The sequence below is a fragment of the Autumnicola musiva genome (assembly GCF_031846585.1).
GTDB lineage: Bacteria > Bacteroidota > Bacteroidia > Flavobacteriales > Flavobacteriaceae > Autumnicola > Autumnicola musiva.
Genome location: NZ_JAVRHK010000015.1, coordinates 1 through 24,846 on the forward strand (window position 1 = coordinate 1; position 24,846 = coordinate 24,846).

The 24,846-nt window shown below is 36.3% G+C and carries 27 protein-coding genes and 2 pseudogenes; 11 read left to right on the plus strand and 18 right to left on the minus strand.

The window, feature by feature from the left end; genetic code table 11:
- Nucleotides 1-141: 141 nt before the first annotated feature.
- The 12 genes and pseudogenes from RM539_RS15715 to RM539_RS15770 all read right to left on the minus strand — a co-directional run bounded on the left by RM539_RS15715 (nt 142) and on the right by RM539_RS15770 (nt 9,754).
- Nucleotides 142-570 (minus strand): DUF1801 domain-containing protein, encoded by a 429-nt coding sequence (locus RM539_RS15715; RefSeq protein ID WP_311504371.1) that lies wholly within the window; start codon nt 568-570, stop codon nt 142-144.
- A pseudogene (locus RM539_RS15720) lies at nt 563-931 on the minus strand (GyrI-like domain-containing protein); the annotation flags it as partial. The gene RM539_RS15715 and the pseudogene RM539_RS15720, both read right to left, overlap by 8 nt.
- Before the next feature lie 109 nt (nt 932-1,040).
- Nucleotides 1,041-1,801 (minus strand): annotated as a pseudogene (locus tag RM539_RS15725) (helix-turn-helix transcriptional regulator).
- Between the two features lie 145 nt (nt 1,802-1,946).
- On the minus strand, nt 1,947-2,651 hold the full coding sequence (locus tag RM539_RS15730) for a hypothetical protein (RefSeq protein WP_311504372.1): 705 nt from the start codon (nt 2,649-2,651) through the stop codon (nt 1,947-1,949).
- A 661-nt stretch (nt 2,652-3,312) separates the two neighbouring features.
- Complete coding sequence (locus RM539_RS15735; RefSeq protein WP_311504373.1) at nt 3,313-3,681, minus strand: helix-turn-helix domain-containing protein; 369 nt, start codon at nt 3,679-3,681, stop codon at nt 3,313-3,315.
- Between the two features lie 11 nt (nt 3,682-3,692).
- Nucleotides 3,693-3,989: a type II toxin-antitoxin system HigB family toxin gene (locus tag RM539_RS15740; protein WP_311504374.1), complete on the minus strand. Its 297-nt coding sequence runs from the start codon at nt 3,987-3,989 to the stop codon at nt 3,693-3,695.
- A 212-nt stretch (nt 3,990-4,201) separates the two neighbouring features.
- Entirely contained in the window at nt 4,202-5,029 is an 828-nt protein-coding gene (locus RM539_RS15745; RefSeq protein WP_311504375.1) for a hypothetical protein, read from the minus strand.
- 147 nt (nt 5,030-5,176) lie between these two features.
- Complete coding sequence (locus tag RM539_RS15750) at nt 5,177-5,971, minus strand: cation efflux transmembrane domain-containing protein (RefSeq protein WP_311504376.1); 795 nt, start codon at nt 5,969-5,971, stop codon at nt 5,177-5,179.
- A 250-nt stretch (nt 5,972-6,221) separates the two neighbouring features.
- Nucleotides 6,222-6,590, minus strand: coding sequence for a helix-turn-helix domain-containing protein (locus RM539_RS15755; protein ID WP_311504373.1), 369 nt, complete (start codon nt 6,588-6,590; stop codon nt 6,222-6,224).
- 11 nt (nt 6,591-6,601) lie between these two features.
- Nucleotides 6,602-6,898: a type II toxin-antitoxin system HigB family toxin gene (locus RM539_RS15760; protein WP_311504374.1), complete on the minus strand. Its 297-nt coding sequence runs from the start codon at nt 6,896-6,898 to the stop codon at nt 6,602-6,604.
- A gap of 122 nt (nt 6,899-7,020) precedes the next feature.
- Nucleotides 7,021-8,181: a site-specific tyrosine recombinase/integron integrase gene (gene xerA, locus RM539_RS15765; RefSeq protein WP_311504377.1), complete on the minus strand. Its 1,161-nt coding sequence runs from the start codon at nt 8,179-8,181 to the stop codon at nt 7,021-7,023.
- Between the two features lie 136 nt (nt 8,182-8,317).
- The gene (locus RM539_RS15770; RefSeq protein WP_311504378.1) at nt 8,318-9,754 is read right to left on the minus strand and encodes a GFO_1087 family putative carboxy terminal peptidase; all 1,437 of its coding nucleotides are present in this window, start codon (nt 9,752-9,754) and stop codon (nt 8,318-8,320) included.
- Nucleotides 9,755-9,878: 124 nt separating this feature from the next.
- Between RM539_RS15770 and RM539_RS15775 the strand changes: the two genes are divergently transcribed.
- Genes RM539_RS15775 through RM539_RS15790 form a run of 4 tightly spaced genes read left to right on the plus strand, consistent with a single transcriptional unit; the run spans nt 9,879 to nt 11,956 of the window.
- Nucleotides 9,879-10,394 (plus strand): RNA polymerase sigma factor, encoded by a 516-nt coding sequence (locus tag RM539_RS15775; protein WP_311504379.1) that lies wholly within the window; start codon nt 9,879-9,881, stop codon nt 10,392-10,394.
- Nucleotides 10,375-10,827, plus strand: coding sequence for a PG0215 family putative anti-sigma factor (locus RM539_RS15780; RefSeq protein ID WP_311504380.1), 453 nt, complete (start codon nt 10,375-10,377; stop codon nt 10,825-10,827). Before RM539_RS15775 ends, RM539_RS15780 begins: the two co-directional genes overlap by 20 nt.
- Before the next feature lie 7 nt (nt 10,828-10,834).
- Nucleotides 10,835-11,359, plus strand: coding sequence for a DUF4252 domain-containing protein (locus RM539_RS15785; protein WP_311504381.1), 525 nt, complete (start codon nt 10,835-10,837; stop codon nt 11,357-11,359).
- Nucleotides 11,360-11,365: 6 nt separating this feature from the next.
- Nucleotides 11,366-11,956 (plus strand): GFO_1091 family lipoprotein, encoded by a 591-nt coding sequence (locus RM539_RS15790; protein ID WP_311504382.1) that lies wholly within the window; start codon nt 11,366-11,368, stop codon nt 11,954-11,956.
- A 53-nt stretch (nt 11,957-12,009) separates the two neighbouring features.
- Here the strand turns inward: RM539_RS15790 and purB are convergent, their stop codons facing one another.
- Nucleotides 12,010-13,347 carry an adenylosuccinate lyase gene (purB, locus tag RM539_RS15795; protein WP_311504383.1) on the minus strand — a complete coding sequence of 446 codons (1,338 nt, stop codon included), beginning with the start codon at nt 13,345-13,347 and terminating at the stop codon, nt 12,010-12,012.
- A 201-nt stretch (nt 13,348-13,548) separates the two neighbouring features.
- A complete protein-coding gene (locus RM539_RS15800; RefSeq protein ID WP_311504384.1) occupies nt 13,549-14,229 on the minus strand; it encodes an SIR2 family NAD-dependent protein deacylase in 681 nt (226 codons plus the stop codon).
- A gap of 98 nt (nt 14,230-14,327) precedes the next feature.
- On the opposite strand from RM539_RS15800, the gene RM539_RS15805 reads away from it, so the two are divergent.
- Both RM539_RS15805 and RM539_RS15810 read left to right on the plus strand, forming a co-directional pair.
- Entirely contained in the window at nt 14,328-15,014 is a 687-nt protein-coding gene (locus RM539_RS15805; RefSeq protein ID WP_311504385.1) for a TrmH family RNA methyltransferase, read from the plus strand.
- Nucleotides 15,015-15,023: 9 nt separating this feature from the next.
- Nucleotides 15,024-15,551, plus strand: coding sequence for an SRPBCC family protein (locus RM539_RS15810; protein WP_311504386.1), 528 nt, complete (start codon nt 15,024-15,026; stop codon nt 15,549-15,551).
- Here RM539_RS15810 and RM539_RS15815 read toward each other — a convergent pair whose 3' ends face one another.
- The 4 genes from RM539_RS15815 to rlmH all read right to left on the minus strand — a co-directional run bounded on the left by RM539_RS15815 (nt 15,552) and on the right by rlmH (nt 19,362).
- Nucleotides 15,552-16,307 (minus strand): carboxypeptidase-like regulatory domain-containing protein, encoded by a 756-nt coding sequence (locus tag RM539_RS15815; RefSeq protein ID WP_311504387.1) that lies wholly within the window; start codon nt 16,305-16,307, stop codon nt 15,552-15,554. It abuts the gene before it with no gap.
- A 78-nt stretch (nt 16,308-16,385) separates the two neighbouring features.
- Nucleotides 16,386-18,173 (minus strand): DEAD/DEAH box helicase, encoded by a 1,788-nt coding sequence (locus RM539_RS15820; protein ID WP_311504388.1) that lies wholly within the window; start codon nt 18,171-18,173, stop codon nt 16,386-16,388.
- 140 nt (nt 18,174-18,313) lie between these two features.
- On the minus strand, nt 18,314-18,886 hold the full coding sequence (locus RM539_RS15825; protein ID WP_311504389.1) for a non-canonical purine NTP diphosphatase: 573 nt from the start codon (nt 18,884-18,886) through the stop codon (nt 18,314-18,316).
- A gap of 2 nt (nt 18,887-18,888) precedes the next feature.
- Nucleotides 18,889-19,362 (minus strand): 23S rRNA (pseudouridine(1915)-N(3))-methyltransferase RlmH, encoded by a 474-nt coding sequence (gene rlmH / locus RM539_RS15830; protein WP_311504390.1) that lies wholly within the window; start codon nt 19,360-19,362, stop codon nt 18,889-18,891.
- 51 nt (nt 19,363-19,413) lie between these two features.
- On the opposite strand from rlmH, the gene nadC reads away from it, so the two are divergent.
- The 5 genes from nadC to priA all read left to right on the plus strand — a co-directional run bounded on the left by nadC (nt 19,414) and on the right by priA (nt 24,777).
- Nucleotides 19,414-20,271: a carboxylating nicotinate-nucleotide diphosphorylase gene (nadC, locus tag RM539_RS15835; RefSeq protein WP_311504391.1), complete on the plus strand. Its 858-nt coding sequence runs from the start codon at nt 19,414-19,416 to the stop codon at nt 20,269-20,271.
- A gap of 1 nt (nt 20,272) precedes the next feature.
- The gene (locus RM539_RS15840) at nt 20,273-21,196 is read left to right on the plus strand and encodes a YihY/virulence factor BrkB family protein (protein WP_311504392.1); all 924 of its coding nucleotides are present in this window, start codon (nt 20,273-20,275) and stop codon (nt 21,194-21,196) included.
- A 26-nt stretch (nt 21,197-21,222) separates the two neighbouring features.
- Nucleotides 21,223-21,786 carry a chalcone isomerase family protein gene (locus tag RM539_RS15845; RefSeq protein WP_311504393.1) on the plus strand — a complete coding sequence of 188 codons (564 nt, stop codon included), beginning with the start codon at nt 21,223-21,225 and terminating at the stop codon, nt 21,784-21,786.
- Between the two features lie 13 nt (nt 21,787-21,799).
- Complete coding sequence (locus RM539_RS15850; protein ID WP_311504394.1) at nt 21,800-22,231, plus strand: DUF2147 domain-containing protein; 432 nt, start codon at nt 21,800-21,802, stop codon at nt 22,229-22,231.
- 92 nt (nt 22,232-22,323) lie between these two features.
- Complete coding sequence (gene priA / locus RM539_RS15855) at nt 22,324-24,777, plus strand: replication restart helicase PriA (RefSeq protein ID WP_311504395.1); 2,454 nt, start codon at nt 22,324-22,326, stop codon at nt 24,775-24,777.
- Nucleotides 24,778-24,846: the final 69 nt, after the last annotated feature.

Below are 24,846 nucleotides of genomic sequence, written 5' to 3' on the forward strand. Positions count from 1 at the left end.
AGTATATGAAAAGTAGGCGATTTTGAAGCACGAAACTTTCGGTCAAGTACAAAGTTTTATTTAAGCCAAAAGCCTTAATTTTACTACTATTTCGCCTATTTTTTATATACATTGTTAGCCACTGGCTTTTTGATTCAATTCTCAAATTCCCAATGTAATCTGTTCCTTTACATTGTGATAAATCAAAGATGCTTTTATGCATTCTTTTAGTTCCAATTCAGGGATTTTTTGAGTTAACTGAAAAACGATTGCTCGTTTTCCCTCGTATTGAAATTTGTGGTCAAAAACGAACCTGAAAGTATCAACCAACCTGCTTGTGCATTGGAAATACATTGCATATTGGTCAGGTGTTTTTTCTTTCCAATCCATTCGTAAAGTGCTTCCGTTTTTGGTAACAAAACTGGGTTCTCCCCATTTCAAAGTTTCTTCCAAAACAGTTACACCTTCGGTTTCTTCTGCTGTTTCTATTACCAATTCCCGAAGTTTTTGCGAATTATCCCGAACAAAGTCGGGATAATTCGCAAAAACTTCACTTACTCTTGGGTCTGTCTTTAAGGTTAGTTTACCCATTCATTTCTTGTTTTATACCTACATAGAAATCTACTTCCGCATCAGAAGGATTTTGTGCTTTTTCCCCGAAAATCTCAAAATCGGCATCATAGGTTCTGTCTAATTCCATTTCAAATATTTTAGACCATTGGTTAACGACCAATCCTTGCATTAAATCTCCTTTTGCAGTTGTCTTGGTGTATGTTCCTCCACTAAATGATTTACCAACCATTCCGTTGGGAATGTTGTCCAAATTTTCAACTTTGCAACCAAGTATTGCCGTATAAGGTTTTGTATGGTCGTCTTCATAGTCCGTATAAAGTGAATAAATTTCATTATCAACTTTGTTAGGGATTTTTGCTAAAATATTCTCGGACATTAAATTTCCCCAAAGTTAGGCTATCTCTTTGCTTGCCTGTCCGTTCTCGTTTGTCGTTCTAATCGAGATTTCAATAATGTTAAATGGTTCAATTTTTACTGTTTGCATTCTTTTAAATTTTATGATTTAATGCAAATTTAGATTGACCTTGTGCCAAAGGTATGTCAGGGGTGTTTTTATATTTTTCACTACATTTTTCGAGGTATTCTTGCAAAGTCATTTTATGAGGTTCAAAATGATTCCCAAGATTTCCATTTTTTGAATGAAATCAAGACGGAACGCTCTAAAATCATTTCTTAATTTGCAAAAGGCGATAAGTACCCAATTGTCCTGTGTAGTGTAAAGTGCAAACGGTTCGATTTCTCTTTGACTTTGCTTATTTTCCAATGACAGGTAATCAATTTTTATCGTTTGATAATTTGATATAGCCGATTGAAGTTGTATCAGATAATTGCTTGTTGTTTCATTCTCACGGTTATTGTGCACCTGTATTCTGTTTGTTAGAAATTCCGCTTTTTCCTTTTGGTCATACTTTAAGACCGATTTGATTTTTGTTATTGCACTTTCGTATTGTTCAGTTAAAGATTGGTCTTTATTTTTTATGATTAGTTGTTCCGCTGTTATCAAGGCGTTAGCTTCTTCTTGGGTAAACATTACTGGTGGAAGTTTATAACCTTCTAAAACGGAATAACCTTTTCCTTCTTCCGTCACGATTGGAATTCCCGACTTCTCAAGAGTTCGGATGTCCCGATAAACCGTTCTGATACTTACATTATGCTTTTCGGCAATATCCTTTGCGGTTACAATCCTTCTCGATTGTAATTGGGTTAGGATTGCTGTCAATCTTGCAAGTCTGGGTTTTTCTTTGTCCATTCGTTTTTTCAGCTTGTGGCTAACGGTCCCGGCTATCGCAAGTTGCGGGATTAAGAACGCGGATTAGTCGGATTAGTTTTTTTAATAATTGGTCTCTAAAATAACAATTTTCAACTAACTACCCGTTATTTGCGATGAGCCGTTGTTATGTGCTGGCGGTTTTTACTCGATTTACTTTAACAAAAAACCAAGGGACTGGTTCAAATCCATTTTCAGATTTGTTCATGTAATTTACCATTTCTTTCCAATTCTTATTTTCCTGAATCAATCCATTATTGTTAATCTCGATTTTAAATTTTGAAATCAGATCATTTTTTAAATCATGACAATGGAATGAGTGAAAATCTCCACCTGGTTCTATTCCAATAAGATCAAACCCAAGTCGTTCTTCTTTAGTATTCTCTTTAATTTCTTTTTTTAAATTTTGATAAATTCCAATTTCACCAGATTTTTCATTAGTCGGTGATAAAATATTTAAAGCTTTATTTTTTTCTGTTTCTGGAAAATTAATACTCAATATTTGTAAATCTTTTTCTTCACTGAAAAATGATTTTTTATAATCTAAAACTGTTTTTAGATCAGAAAATGTATTTATCCAACCAATTTTATTTTTCTCTAATTTATTATCTGTCCAATTGTGAATTTCATTTATCAGCTGTTCTGAAAGTTTAAATTCCTTTCTAATATTATCATTAATATTCTTTCCATCTTCTGCCCACGATATTGACCATGAATCTAAATAAGATCTATTTATACAGTTACTGCATGTAAAAATTTTAGAACCTTTAATTGTTCCATAATTAGCAGGTTCTATTTTATACAAATAATATGATCCTAAGTAGTACTTCATAATGTTGAAATCCGCTTGCACATAACGGTCCCGGTTACCGCAAGTTGCGGGAGTTGGGACGAGTATTTGTCAGATTAATTGTTTTAATAATTGGTCTCTAAAATAACAATTTTCAGCTAACTACCCGTTATTTGCGGTGAACCGTTGTTACCTCCTGTTACGACACGTTTGAGTAAGCTCTAAAACCGACCATTGCTGCGCTACAACATCAAAAATTATGAATGCTAGCAGAATTAAAAGAAAATTTATTCTTTCCTGGGATACTTTTTTGCAGTTTTACCGATTGAGAAAAAGTCGGAGTTAAAATTATGAATAGCAGGTTTTTGTAATTATCTACTTTCTTGATTTTTTCATTTTTTTGAGTGCTCAGATTTTAAATTTAGTTGGAGCAGCGTTTTGTTTTAAATTTTTAAGCTGAATTTTGTTTTGCAGGAAAGTCGGTTAATTCAAATGTTGAATAGAACTTTTTGTTTAAAGTTTTTTGAGTTCAAATTTCGTTTTTTTAGTCGGAGTAATTGGAGGTAACGGTTACGGTTATCGCCAGTTGGCGGAGTAAGGGACGCGTATTTGTCGGCTTAGAATTAGTTTGTTGGTCAAGATAATTATTTTCTTTCTAGCGCTACCGTCTATTGGCGATTAAACGTTGTTCTATGCCGTTTTTTTACTTAGTCAATTGGTAATTAGTTACTAATACAGAAGCAGAAATATGTAATATTCTCTCAAGCTCTCTAATCATATCTACCGTTAATCTTTTCTTTTTATTTAAAATTTCTGAAACTCTACTTTTCCCTCCAATGACACCAACTAAATCCTTTTGTTTTAGATTCATTTCTTCCATCCTAATTTTTATAGCTTCTATTGGATCTGGAGCCTCAATTGGATAGTGCTCATTTTCATAATTATCAATCATCATAGAAAGAATCTCCGCTTCGTCGCCCTCTTTAGAATTAATTGGAGCGTCAAATATCACTTCTAGTCTTTCTAAAGTTTTCTCGTAATCTTTTTCGCTTTTTATAGGTTTAATTTTCATAGCTCTAATTTTCAAATTGTGTTAGCATCTATTTTATCATAATCAGGGTGCGTTCCTACAAATCTTATAAAGGCCCATTGTCTATCGTAGTTAAATTTTACTACTAATCTGTATGAGTTTCCTTTAATGTTGAAAACAACTCTGCTATCTTTTAGAATGCTAGCATTTACATACGTTTTCTTTATATTATTTGGAGAAATCCAATTCGAACTTTTTGCTGTTTCGTACCAGGTTTTCAAATGCTGTTCTGAATCAGAATGTTTTTGCCAGAATTCTCGTAATGTACTTTTTGCAACTATTCTCTTCATTTAATATGAATCTAAAACAAAGATAAGTAAAGTTCTCATAAGTAGAACTTTTTAGTAGAAATCTTTCTGAAAAAATTGCATAGAACGGTCTCGGTTATCGCCAGTTGGCGGAGTAGGGGACGCGGATTTGTCGGCTTAGTATTAGTTTGTTGGTCAAGATAATTATTTTCTTTCTAACGGTGCCGCTTATTGGCGATGAACCGTTGTTAGCCCTAGTATGAGCCTGGTTTTCTAATTTTAAGAATCGAATCTTTATTTACTTCTATTAATATTCCGGTTCTATATTTGACAGGTTCTTTTAAATCTAAAAAATAATATTTTTCACAGGTTTCAATTTTATTGGTAATTTCTACAGCTATTTCTTCAAAATCAGATCTAGGCTTTTGACTTACATTTTTAAACTTATTCATACCGAAAATAGTATCAATTATTTCAAAATTCCTTTTACTTCTCGGGGCCAAATTTGCTCTTTCTAATCTCCCGTTTTCATCAACATCTACTGTTATAAAAGCAAAATTAGACGGATCAAATTTATATTTTTCATATAATTTTTCGAGAGAATCGATATTTGTAATAGGATCACCAGAATGGTTATATCGATAATTTGTAAGGTCTAAATTATTTCCATTATTCAACACTTTTTGTTCTGTTGAAGAAATTTTTAATCTACCTAATGGTTTACTGTTTGAACAATAAAAATTGAATTTTAATTCACCATCTATTTCCTTTGCATAAACTAACCACTTTTCTCCTTTATTTGCAGTCCAGTAACATGAAGAGTATAGCCCAGTTACTTCTGCTTTTGAGTTTAGTTGGAATTTTATCTGTTTTGCATTGTCTCCATTTTTATAATGTCTGCTTATTTCAAATGTTATTGTATTAGTCAATGAATCTGATGCATATACTTTATCAATGACTTCTCCTTCAAAAACGTATTTTGATTCGTAAAATTCAATGGCGGGTTTTGGAGTATCGCAACTACATGCTATACTTTTAATAGTTACTACTAAAAATGATATTAAAATTATTGTTGTTCTCATATTAGGGCTAACGGTTTCGGTTATCGCCAGTTGGCGGAGTAAGGGACGCGGATTTGTCGGCTTAGTATTAGTTTGTTGGTCAAGTTAATTATTTTCTTTTTAACGCCACCGCTTATTGGCGATGAACCGTTGTTGTTGCCAGTGCGGCTACCTACCAATTTTTAAAATTCTTATAGCACCTTGGATTACAATAATGAATACAATTGTTCCAATAATTAGATCAGGCGTACTTGAATTTAACCAGTTGACTAGTAAGGCTGCGATTATTACTCCCGTATTAATTATAATGTCATTTGACGTGAAGATCATACTTGCTTTCATATGAGCTTCTTTTTTACTTTTTGATTTTTGAAGTAGGTATAAACATATACCATTTGCAATCAATGCTAAAATTGAAACAATTATCATTGTTGAAAAATCCGGAAGTTTTTCATTTCCAAAAAATCTTCTTAGAACTTCTGCAAATCCAATTAGCGCTAATAAAATTTGGAAGTAACCAGCTAAATTGGCTATTTTTTTCTTTTTTACTATTGAACCTCCTACAGCGAAAAGACTAATTCCATATACAAAAGAATCTGCCAGCATATCTAAACTATCTGCAACTAATCCCATAGATTTTGAGATTAAGCCACTTGTCATTTCTATGATAAAAAATGCAAAATTTATTATTAGTACAGACCAGAGTAATTTTTTTTGTTGAGAATTTTCTTCGAATTCAGTTTGGTCCGTTTGTTCCGTTTTAATTTTTTTAGTTCCTAATTTTAGTCCGCTTAATGATTCTTCTATAGATTGAATTCCACCCTCATGAAATACCGTTAATTTTCTATTTGGAATATCGAAATCGAGATTTTTAATGTTAGAGATTTCATCTAATTTCATCCTAATCAGATTTTCTTCTGAAGGACAATCCATTTTTGAAATTTCGAAAACTGATTTATTCATTGAATTTAAACTTATCTAGCTGTTGCAAGATAAATTATGAATTTGAACTTGAGAACTTTCTTTTTAAGAAATTTGGTTTTTAACCTGAATGCTCAATGTCCGCATTGGCTACAACGGTTACGGTTATCGCCAGTTGGCGGAGTAAGGGACGCGTATTTGTCGGCTTAGAATTAGTTTGTTGGTCAAGATAATTATTTTCTTTCTAGCGCTACCGTCTATTGGCGATTAAACGTTGTTCTATGCCGTTTTTTTACTTAGTCAATTGGTAATTAGTTACTAATACAGAAGCAGAAATATGTAATATTCTCTCAAGCTCTCTAATCATATCTACCGTTAATCTTTTCTTTTTATTTAAAATTTCTGAAACTCTACTTTTCCCTCCAATGACACCAACTAAATCCTTTTGTTTTAGATTCATTTCTTCCATCCTAATTTTTATAGCTTCTATTGGATCTGGAGCCTCAATTGGATAGTGCTCATTTTCATAATTATCAATCATCATAGAAAGAATCTCCGCTTCGTCGCCCTCTTTAGAATTAATTGGAGCGTCAAATATCACTTCTAGTCTTTCTAAAGTTTTCTCGTAATCTTTTTCGCTTTTTATAGGTTTAATTTTCATAGCTCTAATTTTCAAATTGTGTTAGCATCTATTTTATCATAATCAGGGTGCGTTCCTACAAATCTTATAAAGGCCCATTGTCTATCGTAGTTAAATTTTACTACTAATCTGTATGAGTTTCCTTTAATGTTGAAAACAACTCTGCTATCTTTTAGAATGCTAGCATTTACATACGTTTTCTTTATATTATTTGGAGAAATCCAATTCGAACTTTTTGCTGTTTCGTACCAGGTTTTCAAATGCTGTTCTGAATCAGAATGTTTTTGCCAGAATTCTCGTAATGTACTTTTTGCAACTATTCTCTTCATTTAATATGAATCTAAAACAAAGATAAGTAAAGTTCTCATAAGTAGAACTTTTTAGTAGAAATCTTTCTGAAAAAATTGCATAGAACTCGTTATATCATATCAAATATACACGTTTAGCAGATTTATTTTCGGGATAAACGCAGGTTTTCTTCTTCTTTACCAGATTTTAATAATTGTGATACCGCTGTGTCTAACGGACTGGTGATTTGAAGTAGGTCTTGCTGAGTGACATGGGTATAGATCATAGTAGTTTCCGGTTTGGAATGTCCCAGCAATTCTTGTATATGCCTTAATCCTACTCCATGCTCCAGCATATGAGTTGCATACGAATGACGCAGGGTGTGAGGTGTCACCCGCTTAACAATTCCCGCCCTGCGGCAGGATTCTTTCAGGAAAAATCTTACTGATGAAGCACTGTAAGGCTCTCCTGCCTTACCTTCTACCAAACGTTGTACCGGTTGATAGGTCTTCAGGTAATTAAGAAGAATGGGAATAAAAGTTTCAGCCATTCCCACGTATCGGTCTTTTCTTCCCTTCGCCTGTGAGATAAAAATCTGTCTTCGGTCTATATCTATATCATGTAATCGTAATTTAAGCAGTTCTCCAATTCGCAATCCTGAAGAATAGATAATTGCCAAAACCATGCGATGTTTAAGGTTTCTGGTGGCAATAAGAAGATTAATTACTTCTTTTTGAGAAAGCACACGTGGCAAAATTCTGCTTTTCTTAGGTCGGGAAATCTTTTCGAGGCATATCTCTGTAAAACCAAATAGTTCAACAAAATGTTTAAAAGCGCTTACACATTGCCTGTGGGTGCTGATTGAATAATTTTTTCTGGCAATTACCTGTTCCATGAACATTTCAATATTCCGGTTATTTAATTGCGCAAGGGGAGCATTATGAAACTTCAGGAACTTTAGTAAAAAACTATAATAGGTTTTCACCGTACTTTCACTATATCTTTTTCCCCGCAGATAAGAATCGAATTTTTCTAAAATTGCCTGGTGTTCTGCCTTTAGGTTAGGATGCTTTAAGGTTCTCTTATTGAATTCGTTTTCATCTATAGCCGAGAAATCCACATACCATCCGGTGCCGCGTAAATGTTTCCTTAAAATTGTTATGGCATCTTCACTGTAAGGAAAATAAAAAACTTTCTTTGTGGAACTCCATTTTATTCCCGGAAGAGCCATAAGATGATTTTTCATTTCCAGGTCATAAATGAAAGAAACACCTATTTGAAGGGCAGAACGGTGCTCCAGCGGAAAAAGTTTTATGATTTTCATTTCTGGTATAATTTCATTGAATTTACTAAAAATCAGCTTACTGCAAACGGATGATTGAATTAAAATTTATTCGCAGAAAGACTTATTTCTCCAATGAATTATTTGAAAATAGTATTTTATGCTGTGCTGAAGTTTTTTATTCAGAAACCATGGGAACCTTATCTATGTACATTCTCTGGTAATTTGGTTTTTTGGCCCCAGATTCACTAATCTCCCTTAAGCCTTGATGAATTTCAGCTTTAGTATAAAACCTTCTCATTCCGCTTATTACATCCAAAGCAGCTGAAAGCAATGGTTCTGATGGTTCTCCTAAAACGCCAAGATTAGAAATGTCTTCTTCAATAGCCACATCAGGAATAATACCATTAAAAGGCACGGAAACATCTTCAGCATTAACCGATTCCAGGACAAGTGGTTGAATGGCATAGGTATGGCCCGGGTTGGCGCCGGGTCTGTTATAATTTGGACTATCGTATAGAGTAACAGAGGCCTGTGATTTACCTGTGGTGGTATCGCCTACCTGTACTACATCAATATAAGGTTTAAGCCCGTTTAGTACCAGTTCACTGGCTGAAGCCGAGGAAGAAGAGGTAATTATATAAAGGTCATTTAGATTAAGGCTACTTATGGCTTCTCCATCATTTATTTCATCAGTAAACCTGTTGTATAGGGATTCAGAATCTTCGGTCTCAAAATAAGCCTGATAAGTATCATTCCACTGTTCCTTAGAAAAAATTTCACCATTATACTGGCCGGTAATCATACTGGCCAGCCGTGTAGCTGTTCTTACGCTGCCGCCCCCGTTGTATCTTAGATCAAGAATAAGTTTTGAAATTCCTTCTGCCTTTAGTTGTGAAAAAGCAGCATTCATCTGGCTGTCAAAATCGGCAATAAAGCTATTGTACATTATATAACCTATCATCATTCCGCCTACATCTAAAGTTTTAGAAATAAGAATAGGATTTTCAGTTAGTGTTTCGGTATTAATAGTTACCGTTTCTGAAGTTTCCGAAATGTTATTATTATTTAAGGTAGCAAGGTGAAACGTAATTTCATCGCTGTTTAGCAAAGAAATATAATTATCTCTTGTTAGATCTTCCCCGTTAATTTTTGTAAAAAGATCACCTCTTCGAATATCTTTTCCCTCAGCATTGCTATTGGGAATCACATATCGTACTATCCCGAAAAGTTCGTTAGAATTAGAAAAACTGTAAAGCCGGTAATCTACACCTGTGGTTTTGATTATTCCGCTAAAACTGTTTTCCAGGGCAATATAATCTGAAGTGATATAGCTGAAGCGATCTTCATCTGCCACTAATCCATCATAGAATAGATCTTCAGGACTGCTGTAGTTGTTAAGAAATTCCTCAAAATCACTATTATTGCTGAAGTAAATATCTGCCAGTTGAGGGATTTGATCTTTATATAAATAAATCTCGTTCATACCCCTGTAGACAAATTTCTTGATTTCCAGGACGCTTGCATTTTGGATTTCATCGTCTTGATCTTTGGAGCAGGAAGTAAGCAAGAATCCGCCAAGAATGAAAATCATTAAAAAGTTATATATTCTCATAAAAAGATTTGGTTTGAAGTTGCTAAAAGTAAACAGATTAACGGTATTTAAAAATTTCCTGTAACAAATATAGTTGATAATCGTCGTAAAGATGTAAGAGTGTTTACCACCGACCAAAATTAGTATGACACATCAGGAATTCTTACAGATAATTAATCCTGTGAAGGATAAAATGTATAGGATGGCCCTTAGGATGCTCACCTCAAAGGAAGCAGCCGAGGATGCCACACAGGAAGTAATTCTCAAATTGTGGAACCGCAGGAAAAAGATCAGGCAGTATTCCAATCCTGAAGCTTATACGATGACGGTAACTAAAAATTATTGTCTGGACCAGCTGAAGCTGAAGTATAATAACAATTTGCGAATTGTTCATCAAAATTATGAGAGTGGATCTGTTTCTGTACATAAAGAAACAGAAATAAGGGATGAACTAACCTGGGTTGAAAAAATCATCAGGCAGTTGCCAGAACAACAACAGATGGTCTTTCAGTTAAGAGACGTGGAACAATACGAATTTGAAGAAATTTCTGAAATAATGAATATGGAGCAAACCGCTATAAGAGTAGCATTGTCCCGGGCCAGAAAAAAGATAAGAGAGAGTTTAACTAAGAAGCATGAATATGGAATTAGGAAAAGTTGAAAAATTAATTAAAAAATATGAAGAGGGGAAAACTTCTCTTGCTGAAGAGCAGCAAATAAAGAATTATTTTAGCCATCATGATGTGCCTGCCCACCTGGAGCCTTATGGCTGGATGTTCAACTATACCGCTGCAGCTAAAACCGAAACTTTTCATAGAGAGATACCACCTGTTGGGAAATCCCAAAAGAAAAATTATCTCTGGATGTCTATTGCGGCAACTATAGTTCTTGCCATAGGTATTTTTATTTACCAGGAAAAAGATAATAATTCCGGTCTAAACAAAATGGGAATGACCAGTGAACAGGAAATGGCCTACAATCAGGCGAAACAAACCTTGCTTATGGTTTCCGGTTACATGAATGAAGGAAAAGAAGAGCTTGTATATATAAAAGAATTTAATAAAACCGCAAATAAATACATCAATCTTAAATAAATAAATTATGAAAACAATTGCCTTATTAATAATAATGGCTTTCAGCCCAATGATATTGCCTGCGCAGTCCTTTGATAAATATGACGGGATGAAAGGTGTTGACGGAGTGGTAATGACCAGCAAAATGTTTAAAATGCTTGCAGATCTTGATCTAAGTGATAATGATCCTGAAGCACAGCAATATCTTCGCCTTATAGAAAACCTTAAGGAGATTAGAATGTTCACTACTAAGGATAAAATGGTGCAGACTCAAATGGGCAAAGATGTAAATGCTTATTTGCAGAAAGGTTCTCTGGAGCAGTTAATGAGGGTAACCGAGGATGGGAAAAATATCAAATTTTATTCCAGGCCGGGGAAAAATGATACTTCAGTAAGTGAACTTTTTATGTTTATGGAGGGCATGAATGACGGAGATCCAATTTCGGTTATTCTAAAAATTACCGGGGAAATAGACTTGTCCCAGCTTTCAAAGTTAGCTTCAGACCTTAAAGTTCCGGGAGCAGAGGAATTAAAAAATGTAAATAATAAATAATAGAATATGAAAGCTTTAAAAATAATCTTCGGTTTTGCTGTGTTTTCTTTCATCTTTGCCTGTAATAACGAAACTTCGCTTCAGGAATATTATGTGGAAAATCAGCAAAACAAAGAATTTCTTGCTTTAGATGTACCGGCAAATATGTTCACCAATAGTGGGTCCTTAGATGAAGAACAACGGGCGACTTTACAAACGGTAAAAAAAATAAACCTCTTGGCTTATCCAGTTAAAAAGGGCAACGCTGACATTGAAACTGAAATGGCCAAATTGGAGGAGATTCTCAAGGATGAAAAATACCAGTTATTGATAAAGTACGGATCAGGGGACCGCAAGGCTGAAGTTTACTTCACAGGAGACGAAGATGCTATAGATGAATTGATTGTATATGGCTACGATACTTCTAAAGGAGTGGGTGTGGCCAGGCTTTTAGGAGAAAATATGAATCCCGGCGAACTTCTTAAGCTGATGAAAAGTATGAAAGAAGGAGATTTAAATGTGGAAGGCCTTAGCGCTATTGGAGATGTTTTTATGGACAGTCATCAAAATACGGAACCTGTAGAAATCCCTGCTGATACTATGGAAGTTGCCAGATAATGTTGGGAGAATAATAAAACAAAAAAGGTCCGGCATTTGCCGGACCTTTCTTTTTAGATGCCTGTATAATTCTGCGGAGTGATTTTCCTCATTTCATCTTTAACATTTTCATGTACTTCCAGGGTTTCGATAAAATCTGAGATACTCTTTTTATTAATTCTTTCGTTTGTGCGGGTAAGGCCTTTTAAAGCTTCATATGGGTTTTTATATCCTTCCCTTCTTAAGATAGTTTGAATGGCTTCTGCCACTACGGCCCAATTATTTTCAAGATCGGCATTTAATTTTTCTTCATTCAGCAGTAATTTTTTTAAGCCTTTTAAAGTAGATTTAAATGCAATTAGGCTATGGCCAATTGGTACGCCAACATTTCTTAATACCGTACTGTCGGTAAGGTCCCTCTGTAACCGGCTTACGGGCAATTTGGATGCCAGATGTTCAAAAATGGCATTGGCAATTCCAAGATTTCCCTCACTATTTTCAAAATCTATCGGGTTAACCTTATGGGGCATGGCTGAAGACCCTATTTCTCCCTTTTTGATTTTCTGCTTAAAATAATCCATAGATATATAGGTCCAAATATCTCTGTCTAAATCAATTAGAATGGTATTGATTCTTTTAAGTGCATCAAAAAGTGCCGCCAAATGATCATAATGTTCAATCTGGGTGGTAGGGAAAGAATGGTGGAGGCCCAGCTTTTCCTTTACAAATAGAGAACCGAAGTCCTTCCAGTCAACTTCAGGGTAAGCTACTTTGTGCGCATTAAAATTCCCGGTAGCACCACCAAATTTTGCAGCATGAGGCACACTGTTCAGCATATCCAGCTGGGCTTCCAGTCTTGTAATAAAAACATCAATTTCTTTTCCTAAACGGGTAGGGGAGGCAGGTTGCCCATGTGTTCTTGCCAGCATGGGAATAGCAGACCAGTCCTGTGACAACTGCGTTAGTTTTTGCTGAAGTTCTCTAATGGAAGGTATGTATGCAGCATTAATGGCATCTTTTATGCTCAACGGGATCGCTGTATTATTTATATCCTGGGAAGTAAGACCAAAATGAATAAATTCTTTGGAGTTTTCAAGCCCCAGTTCATCAAATTTCTTTTTCAGAAAATATTCAACCGCCTTTACATCGTGATTGGTGGTTTTTTCAATTTCTTTAATCGCTTCGGCATCTTTTGTGCTGAAGTTTTCATAAAGGCCCCTTAGTTTCGGAAAAATGTCGGAATCAACAGCAGTTAATTGCTCGAGTGGAAGTTCGCATAACGCAATAAAATATTCTACTTCTACCTTTACACGATACTTAATTAAGGCTTCTTCACTAAAAAAAGCCGAAAGTTCTCTGGTTTTGGAATGGTATCGGCCGTCGATTGGGGAAATTGCGGTTAACGCTGTCATTTTTTATATCTTAAAATTATAATACATTTCTGTAAAGCCATCTCATAAATTAATTGTTTGAGTTGCCACCTATGGCGGATTCGAGCTGCTTTTACTAACTCTACAGCTCCGTTCAGGGGCAAAAACAATAATTAGTGTCCAAACAGATTAATTCAAGAGGTAAAGATACAGCTTCCTCTAAAAAAGGAAAGTGGCAGCGCTTTATTTTTCCAATAATTCCGCAACAAGAAAAGGAACTTCCTTCACCGCTTTCTCAGGAATAATTTCCAAATTTCCCGATTCCCGGATATTTGGACTTGGATCAATAAAATACACCGGAATACCTTCAGGAGCTAAACTCACCAGGCCGGCCGCAGGATATATCTGCATAGATGTACCTATTACAATAAGCATCGTTGCCTGGCTTGTAATTTGTACAGCTTTTTCAAACATAGGTACGGCTTCTCCAAACCATACTACGTGTGGTCTTAACTGGTGGTTATATTCACAAAAATCACCTACACAAATATCCTTTTTCCAGTCCATCACCAGGTCTTCATCAAATGTACTTCTGGCTTTAAGCAGCTCCCCGTGCAAATGAGTAACTTTTGTACTTCCGGCCCTTTCATGCAGGTCATCAACATTTTGGGTGATAATCTCCACATCAAACTTTTGCTCAAGTTCCGCCAGGGCAAAATGGGCTTTATTAGGTTGCACTTCCAGCAGTTGTTTTCGGCGCTGATTGTAAAAGTCCAGTACAAGTTCCTGGTTTTTTTGCCAACCTACAGGAGAAGCCACTTCCATAACATCATGTCCTTCCCATAGGCCATCTGCATCCCTAAAAGTTTTAATACCGCTTTCTGCACTTATGCCCGCACCGGTCAATACCACAATTTTTTTCATAAAGAAAGTCCTGAAATTTTCTTCTGAAAATAAGCATTTTTTTAGAAGCCGAAAACATATTCCAAATTCAGCAGATATTCAATGTATAATTTTAGGTAATGTTTAAGATTGATTTTTTACATTTACATGCCATGACCAACCAAAACCTGCTAGATTATTTTTTAGATTTTCTCACCCCAAGAAGGAGAATGCTCTTTGAAAAAGTGATTTCGGAGAGGACAAATTATTTTACCGTAGCAACACAAGATGTCTACCAGCTGCATAATACCAGTGCGGTTCTTCGTAGTTGTGATGTTTTCGGGATCCAGAATATTCATGTAATAGAAGAAAGAAATCCGCGCCGCATTGACAAGGAAATTGCCATGGGAGCACAAAAATGGGTAGATGTTAACCGATATACTTCTACCGCGACCTGTGTGGATAAACTAAAGCAAAATGGTTACAGGATTGTAGCCACCAGTCCGCATGGCAATGCACAGCTGCTTCAGGAATTTGATATTTCCAGTCCTGCCGCTATTTTCTTCGGAACAGAAAAAAATGGATTATCAGAGGATTTTGTGAATAATGCAGATGCTGTCCTGAAAATACCAATGTATGGTTTTACCGAAAGTCTCAATATATCGGTTTCCGCAGCAATTATTCTTCAATCACTTATGCTAAGGCTTAGGGAAAGCAATTACAGTTGGCGGCTAAAAGATGCAGAGAGAGAAGAACTGCACCTGGCCTGGGCAAGAAAAAGTGTTAAAAATTCTGATGACTTAATTAAAAGCTTCCGGAAAATCTAAAATATTGCAATGACTTTATTCTTTTATACTATAATCGCCATAATCACCTTTTTTGCCTTTTTACATGCCTGGGCAAAAAAAGAATACGATTTAAGCAGAACTGTGGTCATAAACAGGCCCAGGGAAGAAGTGTACAGTTTTGTTAGGCAGTTGCGCAGACAGCCTTACTGGATGCCATGGTTTAAAAGAGATACTGATGCCAGCCTGAAGTATAAAGAAACAGACGGTAAAATTGGTAGTTCCTTCTATTGGCGGGGTAATGGAAAAGTAGGGGAAGGGATACAGAAAATTGTAAAAATAAAGCAGGGAAAGGTAATGGAAACCAAGCTTCTCTTTATAAAACCGTTTAAATTAAACGCTCTTACTTATATTGGGGTAAAGGATGTTGAGCCTGAAAAAACCAAGATGGTATGGGGGGTACGGGGACATATCCCTTTTCCGCTTACTATTATTAGCATTTTTTACAGCGTGGATAAGTTACTGGGCAAAGATTTTGAAGAAGGGCTTAAAAACCTGAAAGCAGTTCTTGAAAAATAATCAATTCTTCTGAAGCACTTTATATTCTTCATAACAACCGCTAATGGCGTCTAATATCTGCAGGTCATTTGCAGAGTTCATAAAGTCTTCGGAATAGTTACAGCGGGAAAGAATTTCATTAATTTCTTCTTTATTTACCTGAAGCAAAGCGGTGAGTGTTTCGCGGTCATATTTATTTTGAAGAAGCTGTCTAATTTCCTGTTCTTCTTTCACTTTTCTTAGTTTCCGCATTTGCTGTGGTCTTTTCCCGAAAATATTATGAAGTACATCAGCCGGGTTAAAGATAGAACCTAATACCTTTGTAACAGCGTTGGGTGAATTGTCACCGCCTTCATAACCAGTATTGAGACCGGAGATACTGTAACGGCGATTTTCATATATAGGAATATTTTTGGCATCTATTTCAAGGTAACCGGTAAGAGTTACCGGACTTAGGGTAACTTCTTCAAGAGCAATTCCCACCTCCGTCATTTTTACCTTTACATTGCCGTATTTAAGCCAGTCATTCGTAACCCTTACTTTAATTGACCTAAAGCCAAGGTAAGAAAAGTACAGCGTATCATTAACGGTGGCCTGTAGTTCAAAATTCCCTTCCTCATCTGTAGTAGTTCCTTTTACCTGGTTAAGATTAAGGATATTCACCCTTTCAATTGGGCGGTCATCAGCGGCGTTTAAAACTACGCCGCTAACCACGTCCTGTGTGAATCCACAATATCCTGTAAGTAATATTATTAAAAGTAGTAGGTGCTTCTTCATAATAATTTGAGCCTGAAAATATATAATACGCCTAAAAAATAGTGCCAGAATTTAAATTTTAAAGCTATACAGGTAACATTAGCGCTTAGAACGCCTTCTTTTTAAGGAATTTTCTATATTCTTGCTCCGGCTGCCAGATTTTTTTCCGCCTTTTTTTCCAGCTGAATCAGATCTGCGACGTCTTCCTGAACCTCCGTCAGAATCGGATTTAAAAGAGCGTTTCTTTTTATCTGAAAAATTTCTTTTTCCGCTCCGTCGCTTCCCTTTATTACTACCCGAATCTTTGGTTACTTCAACATTTACAAAACGGCCATCATGTTTAAAATCTGTAAAGGTTTGTAAAACCTTATCGGTTTGGGAGGCATCAGTATTAAAGAATGAAAAACTGTCTTTTACATCAACTTTATATACATCATCTCTTCCTAAATCTAAAGTGGCTTTAAGGAAATCCTTAAGGCTCATCCAGTCAAAATCGTCTTTTGCGCCAACGTTTATAAAGTAACGTGTAGTGTTGGCATCTGAAGCAGGCCTGTCTCCCGCACCTTTAGAAGTTAAATCTGGCGCGTTTTTATAGTAGTTAAAGAACCTTGTAAATTCAACCGAGAACATTTTTTTAATAAGTTCTTCCTTTGAAAAATCCTGTAAAACTTCATTGAGAGAGGGAAGATAAGGATCTATGTCGTGATTGATTTTGGTATTTTTAATATCATTGGCTAAATGAAAAAGCTGAACCCGGCAAATTTCCATTCCGTCAGGAATATCTTTTTCTTCAAAAGACTGCTGAATAATTCTTTCAATACTCTTAATTTTCCGAAGCTCGCTTTTGGAAACAATCACCATTGAGACCCCACTTTTTCCGGCTCTTCCCGTTCTGCCGCTACGGTGGGTGTAGGTTTCAATTTCATCGGGAAGCTGATAATTGATAACATGCGTAATATCATCAACATCAATTCCACGGGCTGCAACATCAGTTGCCACCAACATCTGTATCTGACGGCTTCTAAAGCTTTTCATTACCAGATCCCGCTGGTTCTGGCTTAAATCTCCATGTAACGCTGCAGCACTGTAGCCATCTTCAATCAATTTTTCAGCAACTTTTTGTGTATCTCTTTTGGTACGACAAAAGATCACAGAAAAAATATCAGGATTCGCATCGGCCAGCCTTTTTAATGCATCATATCGCTGGCGCGAATTCACCAGGTAATATTCGTGGGAAACATTGGTTGCCCCCATATTTTTTGATCCAACCGTGATTTCTACCGGAGAACGCATAAATTTTTTAGCAATGGTGGCCACTTCTTTTGGCATGGTAGCCGAAAATAACCAGGTACTTTTCTCCTTTGGAGTATGGGAAAGAATGGCCGTTATATCTTCATAAAAGCCCATATTGAGCATTTCATCTGCCTCATCCAGCACGCAATATTCAATTTTGGAAATATCAACCAGTTTCCTGTTGATCATATCCTGCATCCTTCCGGGTGTGGCTACAATAATCTGGGCACCACGCTCAATTTGCCTTGCCTGGTCAGTAATACTGGCACCGCCATATATAGCTACAGGGTGTAATGATTTTTCGTATTTGGAATAATTTTTAATCTCATTGGTGATCTGAAGGCATAACTCACGGGTTGGTGATAAAATTAGAGCCTGGGTATGTCTTTGATCTGCATTTATCTTTTGGATAAGAGGAAACCCAAATGCAGCTGTTTTACCTGTGCCTGTTTGGGCCAGCGCCACCATATCGGTCTCGTCTTGTAGTAAAATGGGGATAGCTTTTTCCTGTACTTCACTGGGGCTCTCAAAGCCCATATCTTCAACTGCTTTTAAAATAGAGGAATTTAAACCTAATTGTTCGAATTTATTCATGTATTATTTTAATAAGCTGCAAAGGTACGTAAATGTTTGCAGCTTTGAATATTATAAATTTTCCCTCTGGCTTATTTGATCTCAAAGGTTAACAGCGCAGGAAAAATTACTAGAGAGGCTAAACCTGATGAAATCCCGGGTTATTCTGCCAGGTAGGAAATGAGTTGTCTAAAAGCATTTCCTCTGTGGCTTATTTCTGTTTTTTCGCTCATATTCATTTCTGCAAAACTTTTATCTTTTCCTTCAGGTTTAAAAACCGGATCATAACCAAAGCCTTTTTCCCCCTGCTTTTCCTCCAGTATCTCGCCTTTACAAATGCCGGTGAAAAGATTTTCGTTTTCCTTCAGGTTTAATGCAATTACTGTTTTAAACTGTGCCTTCCGGTTATCTTTTCCTTTCAGGTGCTTCAGTAGTTTTTCAATATTTGCTTCATCATTTTTATCATCTCCGGCGAAGCGTGCGGAATATACTCCGGGTGCACCTGCAAGGGCTTCTACTTCCAGTCCGGTATCATCAGCAAAACAATCATATCCATAACGTCTACGCACATATTCGGCTTTTAAAATAGCATTGCCGTCTATAGTATCGGCTGTTTCGGCAATATCTTCTGTACAGCCAATATCATCAAGCGAGAGGAGGTTAATGTGTTTTGGGAGTAACGCCTTTACTTCGGCAAGTTTATTTTTATTATGTGTTGCAAAAACCAGGTTCATAATTATCTGTGGTGGTAAGGTTCGTTTTTTAAAATTGTAAATGCACGGTAAAGCTGTTCAGTAAAAAACAGGCGTACCATCTGGTGCGAAAATGTCATTTTTGAAAGGGAGATTTTAGAATTTGCCCTTTTATAAACTTCTTCTGAAAAACCGTAAGGTCCGCCAATAATAAAAACAAGTTGCTTTAACCCGCTGTTCAGGCGTTTTTGAAGGTATTCTGAAAAGCTTTCCGAAGAAAATTGCTTTCCGTTTTCATCTAGTAATACTACAAAGTCAGAATTTTGGAGTTTAGCCAGTATGGTTTCCCCTTCTTTCGTTTTTTGCTGATTTTCATCCAGATTTTTCACTTTTTTTAGATCGGGGATAACTTCTGTTTCAAATTTGTTATAAAACTGAAGGCGTTTGTTATAAATTTCGGTTAACTGTTGAAGCTGACTTTTATCTGTTTTTCCTATACAAAGTAATTTAATAGTCATTTCTTAGATTTAAAGCAGACTTTGCTACATTTACAAAAATAAGTATTGAAAATGATCTCACCCGCACAATTTGAAAAAGAAATTGAAATGATAATTTCCAATGCCATTAGAGAAGATGTTGGAGATGGTGATCATAGTTCCATGGCCTGCATTCCGGATACCGCAACAGGCAAAGCAAAGCTTTTGGTAAAAGACAATGGGATTATAGCAGGGGTGGCGTTTGCCCAACGTGTTTTTAAGGCTGTAGATGCCAGTCTCCGAATTGAAATAAAAATAAAGGACGGTCAAAAAGTGCAAAAAGGAGATGTTGTTTTTCTGGTTGAAGGTAAATCCCGCTCAATACTTAAAGCGGAAAGACTGGTTTTAAACGCTATGCAACGTATGAGTGCAATTGCCACAAAAACTTCAGAATTTGTAAGACAACTTAAAGGCACAAAAACTAAAATTTTAGATACCCGGAAAACCACTCCCGGCATACGTGCGCTGGAAAAATGGGCAGTAAAAATTGGTGGTGGTGAAAACCACAGGTTTGCCCTTTATGATATGATAATGCTCAAGGATAACCATATTGATTTTGCCGGCGGAATAACAAAAGCTATAGATAAAACGCATAATTATTTAAAGGAGAATCACCTTGACCTGAAGATAATTGTGGAGGCAAGAAATATGGATGAAATTAAGGAGATTTTACAATCTCAAGGAGTTTATCGCATTTTAATAGATAATTTTAATTATGAAGATACCCGCAAGGCAGTAAAATTAATAGGTGATAAGTGCCTTACAGAATCCAGTGGGGGAATTACTCTGGAAACCGTTGCTAAATTTGCCGAATGTGGAGTAGATTATATTTCCAGCGGAGCACTTACACATTCTGTCCACAACATGGATCTTAGTTTAAAAGCCGTATAAAATGGCTCCAAAAAAAGCCCTGAAATCTAACCTGAAAGACTTTTCCAATTGGTGGAAGAGAAAATCAAAAAAGATTATTCTTCCGGGCCTGGAGGGGCTAACGTTATATAACCTATGGGTGATTTTTTGGGGTGGAATTGTAAAAGGAACATTTTCCACCCGTGCCAGTGCTATTGCTTTTAGCTTTTTTATGGCTCTTTTTCCGTTCCTGTTGTTTATTTTAAACCTTATTCCCTACATTAATTTTATAGATGATTTCCAGTTACAGTTCCTTAGTTTTATGCAGGACCTGCTTCCTCCCAACACTGTAGAATTTTTTGATAGTATTTTTTACGATATTGCTGATAATCAACGTGGAGGATTATTGTCCCTGTCTTTTATACTTTCAATTTTTTTAATGACTAATGGTATAAATGCCGTTTTTACCGGATTTGAATTCTCTTATCACACGCGCAGAAACCGATCGATTGTACGCCAGTATATGGTTGCCATACCAGTTTCTCTTATTATGGCATCTTTATTGTTTCTAACTGTTATACTGGCTGTTTATCTCACTTACGCCGTAGACGATTTAAATGCACTTGGGCTGGTGGAGAAAGGTGGATTAGGAGCAAGTTTGGTAAAGTATGCTGCATTTGTATTGCTGAATTATACCGGGGTTGCTACTTTGTATTACTTTGGAACAAAGGAAGCCCGAAAAGCAAGGTTTTTTTCAGTGGGAGCTACATTTACAACGCTTCTCATAATGTTGAATACTTATTTTTTTGGAGTATATATTGAAAATTTTTCTTCATATAATGAACTCTACGGCTCTATTGGGGCTTTGTTAATATTAATGATATATATCTGGCTAAATGCTAATATTTTATTACTTGGATTTGAATTAAATGCATCTTTGTTAAAAATGAAGAGGAAAATTGAATAACTTTAGTAAACCTAAAAATAATCTGCATGAAAAATTTCTTGTTACTGGTGCTTACGGTTTTCAGTTTAAATCTTACCTCGGCACAAACAAAAGTCGGCGGTGTAACTTTGCCTAATTCATTAAATTATCAGAATAAAAAGCTCATTCTGAACGGAGCCGGAGTGCGTGAAAAACTTTGGATAGATCTTTATGCCGGCGGGCTTTATTTAGAAGGTAAAACTTCTGATGCCAATTCCATACTTGTATCTAATAAGCCAATGGCTATTAAACTGCATATTATATCAAAACTTATTACCAGTAACAAAATGCTGGATGCGGTTAATGAAGGCTTTGAGAATTCCACCAGGGGAAACACCGCTCCTATTTCTGCTGAAATAAATCAATTCAAAAGTCTCTTTAAGGAAGAAATTGCTCAAAATGATGTTTTTGACCTGATCTACAGTCCTGGAAAAGGACTGGTTATATTAAAAAATGGAGAAGAAAAAGGAGTGATTAAGGGAGAAGAATTTAAAAAAGCATTATTTGGAATTTGGCTCGCCAACAGGCCTGCCGATGATAGCTTAAAAGAAGCCATGCTGGGGAAATCATAAAACCAGAAAACTTATGAAAATACATATTATTTTAATCTTTTCTGTTTTCACAGGAGCTTTTGGTTTTGCCCAAACTGCACCAACGGTATTAGGACAATGGGAGAATGTAAATGATGAAGGGAAAGTGAATTCCATTATAGAGGTTTATGAAAATAAAGGGGAAGTATTTGGTAAAATAAATCGGATTATGAAAGAGGAAAACCGTGACCGAAAATGTACGGAATGTCCCGGTTCCCTTAAGAATAAGCCTTTGGAAGGCCTTGTGATTATGAGGGGTATGGAAGAAACCAATGAAGGCTATGAAGGTGGAGTAATAATTAATCCGGAATCGGGAAAGGAATATAAATGCAAAATGTGGTTAGATGAGAACAATCCCGATAAGTTACATGTAAGGGGCTATGTGGCATTTTTTTATAAAACAAAAACCTGGACCCGCCGACGGTAGTTTTTTAAAATGAAAAATACCAAAAAACCATTCTTTAACAGGAATGGTTTTTTATTTTTACTATCGCTGCAGTCATAAACAGAAAGCTTTGTATGTCATATTTCATAGATGTTATTTTGCCTCTTCCCCTGGATAAGCGTTTTACTTATTCTGTAGAGAAACAGGAGGCAGAATATCTTAAAAGAGGGATGAGGGTCGCGGTACCATTTGGGAAATCAAAAACCTATACGGGAGTAGTGGCCGATATTCATCAAAATCCACCAGATGTTTACGAAGCCAAACCAATAAGCCAGATTCTGGATGATAATCCTTTAATAACTAACTATCAGTTAAAATTCTGGAAATGGATTGCAGATTATTATATGTGTACTGAGGGTGAGGTACTAAGGGCTGCTTTGCCGGGAGCTTTCCTTTTGGAAAGCGAGAATATTGTACAATTACTGAAGAAATCTGGTCCGGAGGAATATGAACTTACAGATGAGGAATATATGGTGGTGGAAGCGTTGCAACGGCAATCTTCTCTTAAAATTAAGGAAGTAAATCAGGTACTGGAAAAGAAAAAGGTGCTTCCGGTGTTAAATTCACTGGTAGAAAAGAATATTGTTGCGCTCAATCAGGAAATCTATGAACAATACAAACCAAAGAAGATAAGATTTGTTCGTCTTTCTTCTGAATTTTCAGGAGAAGCAGCAATGCATAAGCTGTTGGACGAACTTGAAAAAGCACCCAAACAAAGGGAAATCATCCTTTCATTTTTCAGCTTAAAGGCACAAAGTACTAAACCTGTTAAAGTAAAAACGCTGCTCAAAAAAAGCAATTCTTCGGCATCGGTTTTAAAAAGCCTGCTTGATAAAGGTTTTTTGGAAGAGTATTATCTTGAAACCGACCGCATGTCCTATAGTGGTAATACTGCTGAAGCTTCGTTGAGTTTTAGTGATCACCAGGAACATGCATTAACAGAGATAAGATCACATTTTCAAAAAAATGAGGTTTGCCTGCTCCATGGAATAACTTCTTCCGGTAAAACTGAAATTTACATCAGGCTTATACAGGATGTTCTTGAAAAAGGAAAACAGGCATTGTACCTGCTGCCCGAAATTGCGTTGACCACACAACTTATTCAGCGGCTTCAGAATTATTTTGGAGAACAGGTGCTGATTTATCACAGCAAATATTCCATGAACGAGAGGGTCGAGGTTTACAGGCATGTGCTGAAAGAGGATAAAAAGGGCAGGGTGGTAATTGGTGCAAGATCGGCAATTTTTCTTCCTTTTTCCAGGCTGGGGCTTATAGTTGTTGATGAAGAGCATGAAGGTACTTTTAAGCAGTTTGATCCCGCACCAAGATATCACGCCAGAGATGCGGCTGTGGTCCTGGCCAATTTCTTTAAATCCAATATTATCCTGGGTTCGGCTACTCCTTCTTTAGAATCTTATTTTAATGCAAAACATAATAAATATGCACTTGTTGAACTAAACAGGCGGTATGGAAATGTGCTGCTACCCGAAATAGAAATTGTTGATATTAAGGTAAAGCATAAAAAGAAGCTGATGAAAGGCCATTTCTCAGATAGACTTCTTGAGGAAATAAAAGCCGCTTTGAAAGAAGAGGAGCAGGTAATTCTTTTTCAGAACAGGCGCGGATTTTCACCCATTCTGGAATGTAATACCTGCGGGCATTCACCACAATGTCCTAATTGTGATGTAAGCCTTACCTTTCATCATCATAACAACCAGTTACGTTGCCATTACTGTGGGTATCATATTGCCATGCAGCAAAAGTGTATGGCTTGCGGCAGCCCTGATATTACTACAAAAGGCTTTGGAACAGAACAGATTGAAACAGAACTTAAGTCTCTTTTTCCCGATCATAAAACAGGAAGAATGGACCAGGATACCACCCGTGGCAAATATGGTTATGAAAAAATAATTAATGCTTTTGAACAACAGGAGATCGACATTATGGTAGGAACTCAAATGCTTACGAAGGGATTGGACTTCAGGCATGTAAGTCTTGTAGGAATTATGAATGCCGACAATCTTTTAAATTTTCCCGATTTCAGAGCACATGAACGAAGTTTCCAGTTAATGCTGCAGGTAGCCGGGAGAGCTGGGAGAACAAAAAAACGTGGCAAGGTGCTTATCCAGAGTTATAATCCTTATCACCAGATTATTCAGCAGGTTTCCACCAATGATTATTCAGGGATGTATAAAGATCAGTTGGAAGAAAGGCATAATTATAAATATCCTCCTTATTATCGTCTTATTCGGTTTACACTAAAAAGTCGTGATTTTTCTAAAACAAATGATGCTTCAGAGTGGTTGGCTAAATCCCTTGGCAACATTTTTAAAGAAAATATACTGGGGCCGGAATTCCCTCCAGTAGCGAGGATAAGAAATGAATATTATAAAAATATCCTGCTAAAGATTCCACAGCAACAGTCGCTGGGAAAGACCAAAACGGTTGTGCATAAAATCATGAGCAGCTTTAGGGCAATTGGTACCTTCAGAAGCGTAAAAGTGGTTATAAATGTAGATCCGGTTTAAGCTACTGGTGATTAAACAGAGTAGTAAGGGCATGTCCTGAAATAAGTTCAGGATCTTGAAATTATCGAG

Coding starts and splice junctions, on each gene's coding strand:
- rlmH (WP_311504390.1), bottom strand. CDS start 19,362: ATGACTATTAAATTACTTTGTATAGGAAAAACAGATAAAAGTCAGCTT.
- RM539_RS15820 (WP_311504388.1), bottom strand. CDS start 18,173: ATGAATAAATTCGAACAATTAGGTTTAAATTCCTCTATTTTAAAAGCA.
- RM539_RS15750 (WP_311504376.1), bottom strand. CDS start 5,971: ATGAATAAATCAGTTTTCGAAATTTCAAAAATGGATTGTCCTTCAGAA.
- xerA (WP_311504377.1), bottom strand. CDS start 8,181: ATGAAAATCATAAAACTTTTTCCGCTGGAGCACCGTTCTGCCCTTCAA.
- nadC (WP_311504391.1), top strand. CDS start 19,414: ATGATCTCACCCGCACAATTTGAAAAAGAAATTGAAATGATAATTTCC.
- RM539_RS15785 (WP_311504381.1), top strand. CDS start 10,835: ATGAAAACAATTGCCTTATTAATAATAATGGCTTTCAGCCCAATGATA.
- priA (WP_311504395.1), top strand. CDS start 22,324: ATGTCATATTTCATAGATGTTATTTTGCCTCTTCCCCTGGATAAGCGT.
- RM539_RS15760 (WP_311504374.1), bottom strand. CDS start 6,898: ATGAAGAGAATAGTTGCAAAAAGTACATTACGAGAATTCTGGCAAAAA.
- RM539_RS15735 (WP_311504373.1), bottom strand. CDS start 3,681: ATGAAAATTAAACCTATAAAAAGCGAAAAAGATTACGAGAAAACTTTA.
- RM539_RS15745 (WP_311504375.1), bottom strand. CDS start 5,029: ATGAGAACAACAATAATTTTAATATCATTTTTAGTAGTAACTATTAAA.
- RM539_RS15740 (WP_311504374.1), bottom strand. CDS start 3,989: ATGAAGAGAATAGTTGCAAAAAGTACATTACGAGAATTCTGGCAAAAA.
- RM539_RS15770 (WP_311504378.1), bottom strand. CDS start 9,754: ATGAGAATATATAACTTTTTAATGATTTTCATTCTTGGCGGATTCTTG.
- RM539_RS15810 (WP_311504386.1), top strand. CDS start 15,024: ATGACTTTATTCTTTTATACTATAATCGCCATAATCACCTTTTTTGCC.
- RM539_RS15730 (WP_311504372.1), bottom strand. CDS start 2,651: ATGAAGTACTACTTAGGATCATATTATTTGTATAAAATAGAACCTGCT.
- RM539_RS15845 (WP_311504393.1), top strand. CDS start 21,223: ATGAAAAATTTCTTGTTACTGGTGCTTACGGTTTTCAGTTTAAATCTT.
- RM539_RS15805 (WP_311504385.1), top strand. CDS start 14,328: ATGTTTAAGATTGATTTTTTACATTTACATGCCATGACCAACCAAAAC.
- RM539_RS15775 (WP_311504379.1), top strand. CDS start 9,879: ATGACACATCAGGAATTCTTACAGATAATTAATCCTGTGAAGGATAAA.
- RM539_RS15840 (WP_311504392.1), top strand. CDS start 20,273: ATGGCTCCAAAAAAAGCCCTGAAATCTAACCTGAAAGACTTTTCCAAT.
- RM539_RS15790 (WP_311504382.1), top strand. CDS start 11,366: ATGAAAGCTTTAAAAATAATCTTCGGTTTTGCTGTGTTTTCTTTCATC.
- RM539_RS15850 (WP_311504394.1), top strand. CDS start 21,800: ATGAAAATACATATTATTTTAATCTTTTCTGTTTTCACAGGAGCTTTT.
- RM539_RS15800 (WP_311504384.1), bottom strand. CDS start 14,229: ATGAAAAAAATTGTGGTATTGACCGGTGCGGGCATAAGTGCAGAAAGC.
- RM539_RS15815 (WP_311504387.1), bottom strand. CDS start 16,307: ATGAAGAAGCACCTACTACTTTTAATAATATTACTTACAGGATATTGT.
- RM539_RS15755 (WP_311504373.1), bottom strand. CDS start 6,590: ATGAAAATTAAACCTATAAAAAGCGAAAAAGATTACGAGAAAACTTTA.
- RM539_RS15780 (WP_311504380.1), top strand. CDS start 10,375: ATGGAATTAGGAAAAGTTGAAAAATTAATTAAAAAATATGAAGAGGGG.
- RM539_RS15825 (WP_311504389.1), bottom strand. CDS start 18,886: ATGAACCTGGTTTTTGCAACACATAATAAAAATAAACTTGCCGAAGTA.
- RM539_RS15715 (WP_311504371.1), bottom strand. CDS start 570: ATGGGTAAACTAACCTTAAAGACAGACCCAAGAGTAAGTGAAGTTTTT.
- purB (WP_311504383.1), bottom strand. CDS start 13,347: ATGACAGCGTTAACCGCAATTTCCCCAATCGACGGCCGATACCATTCC.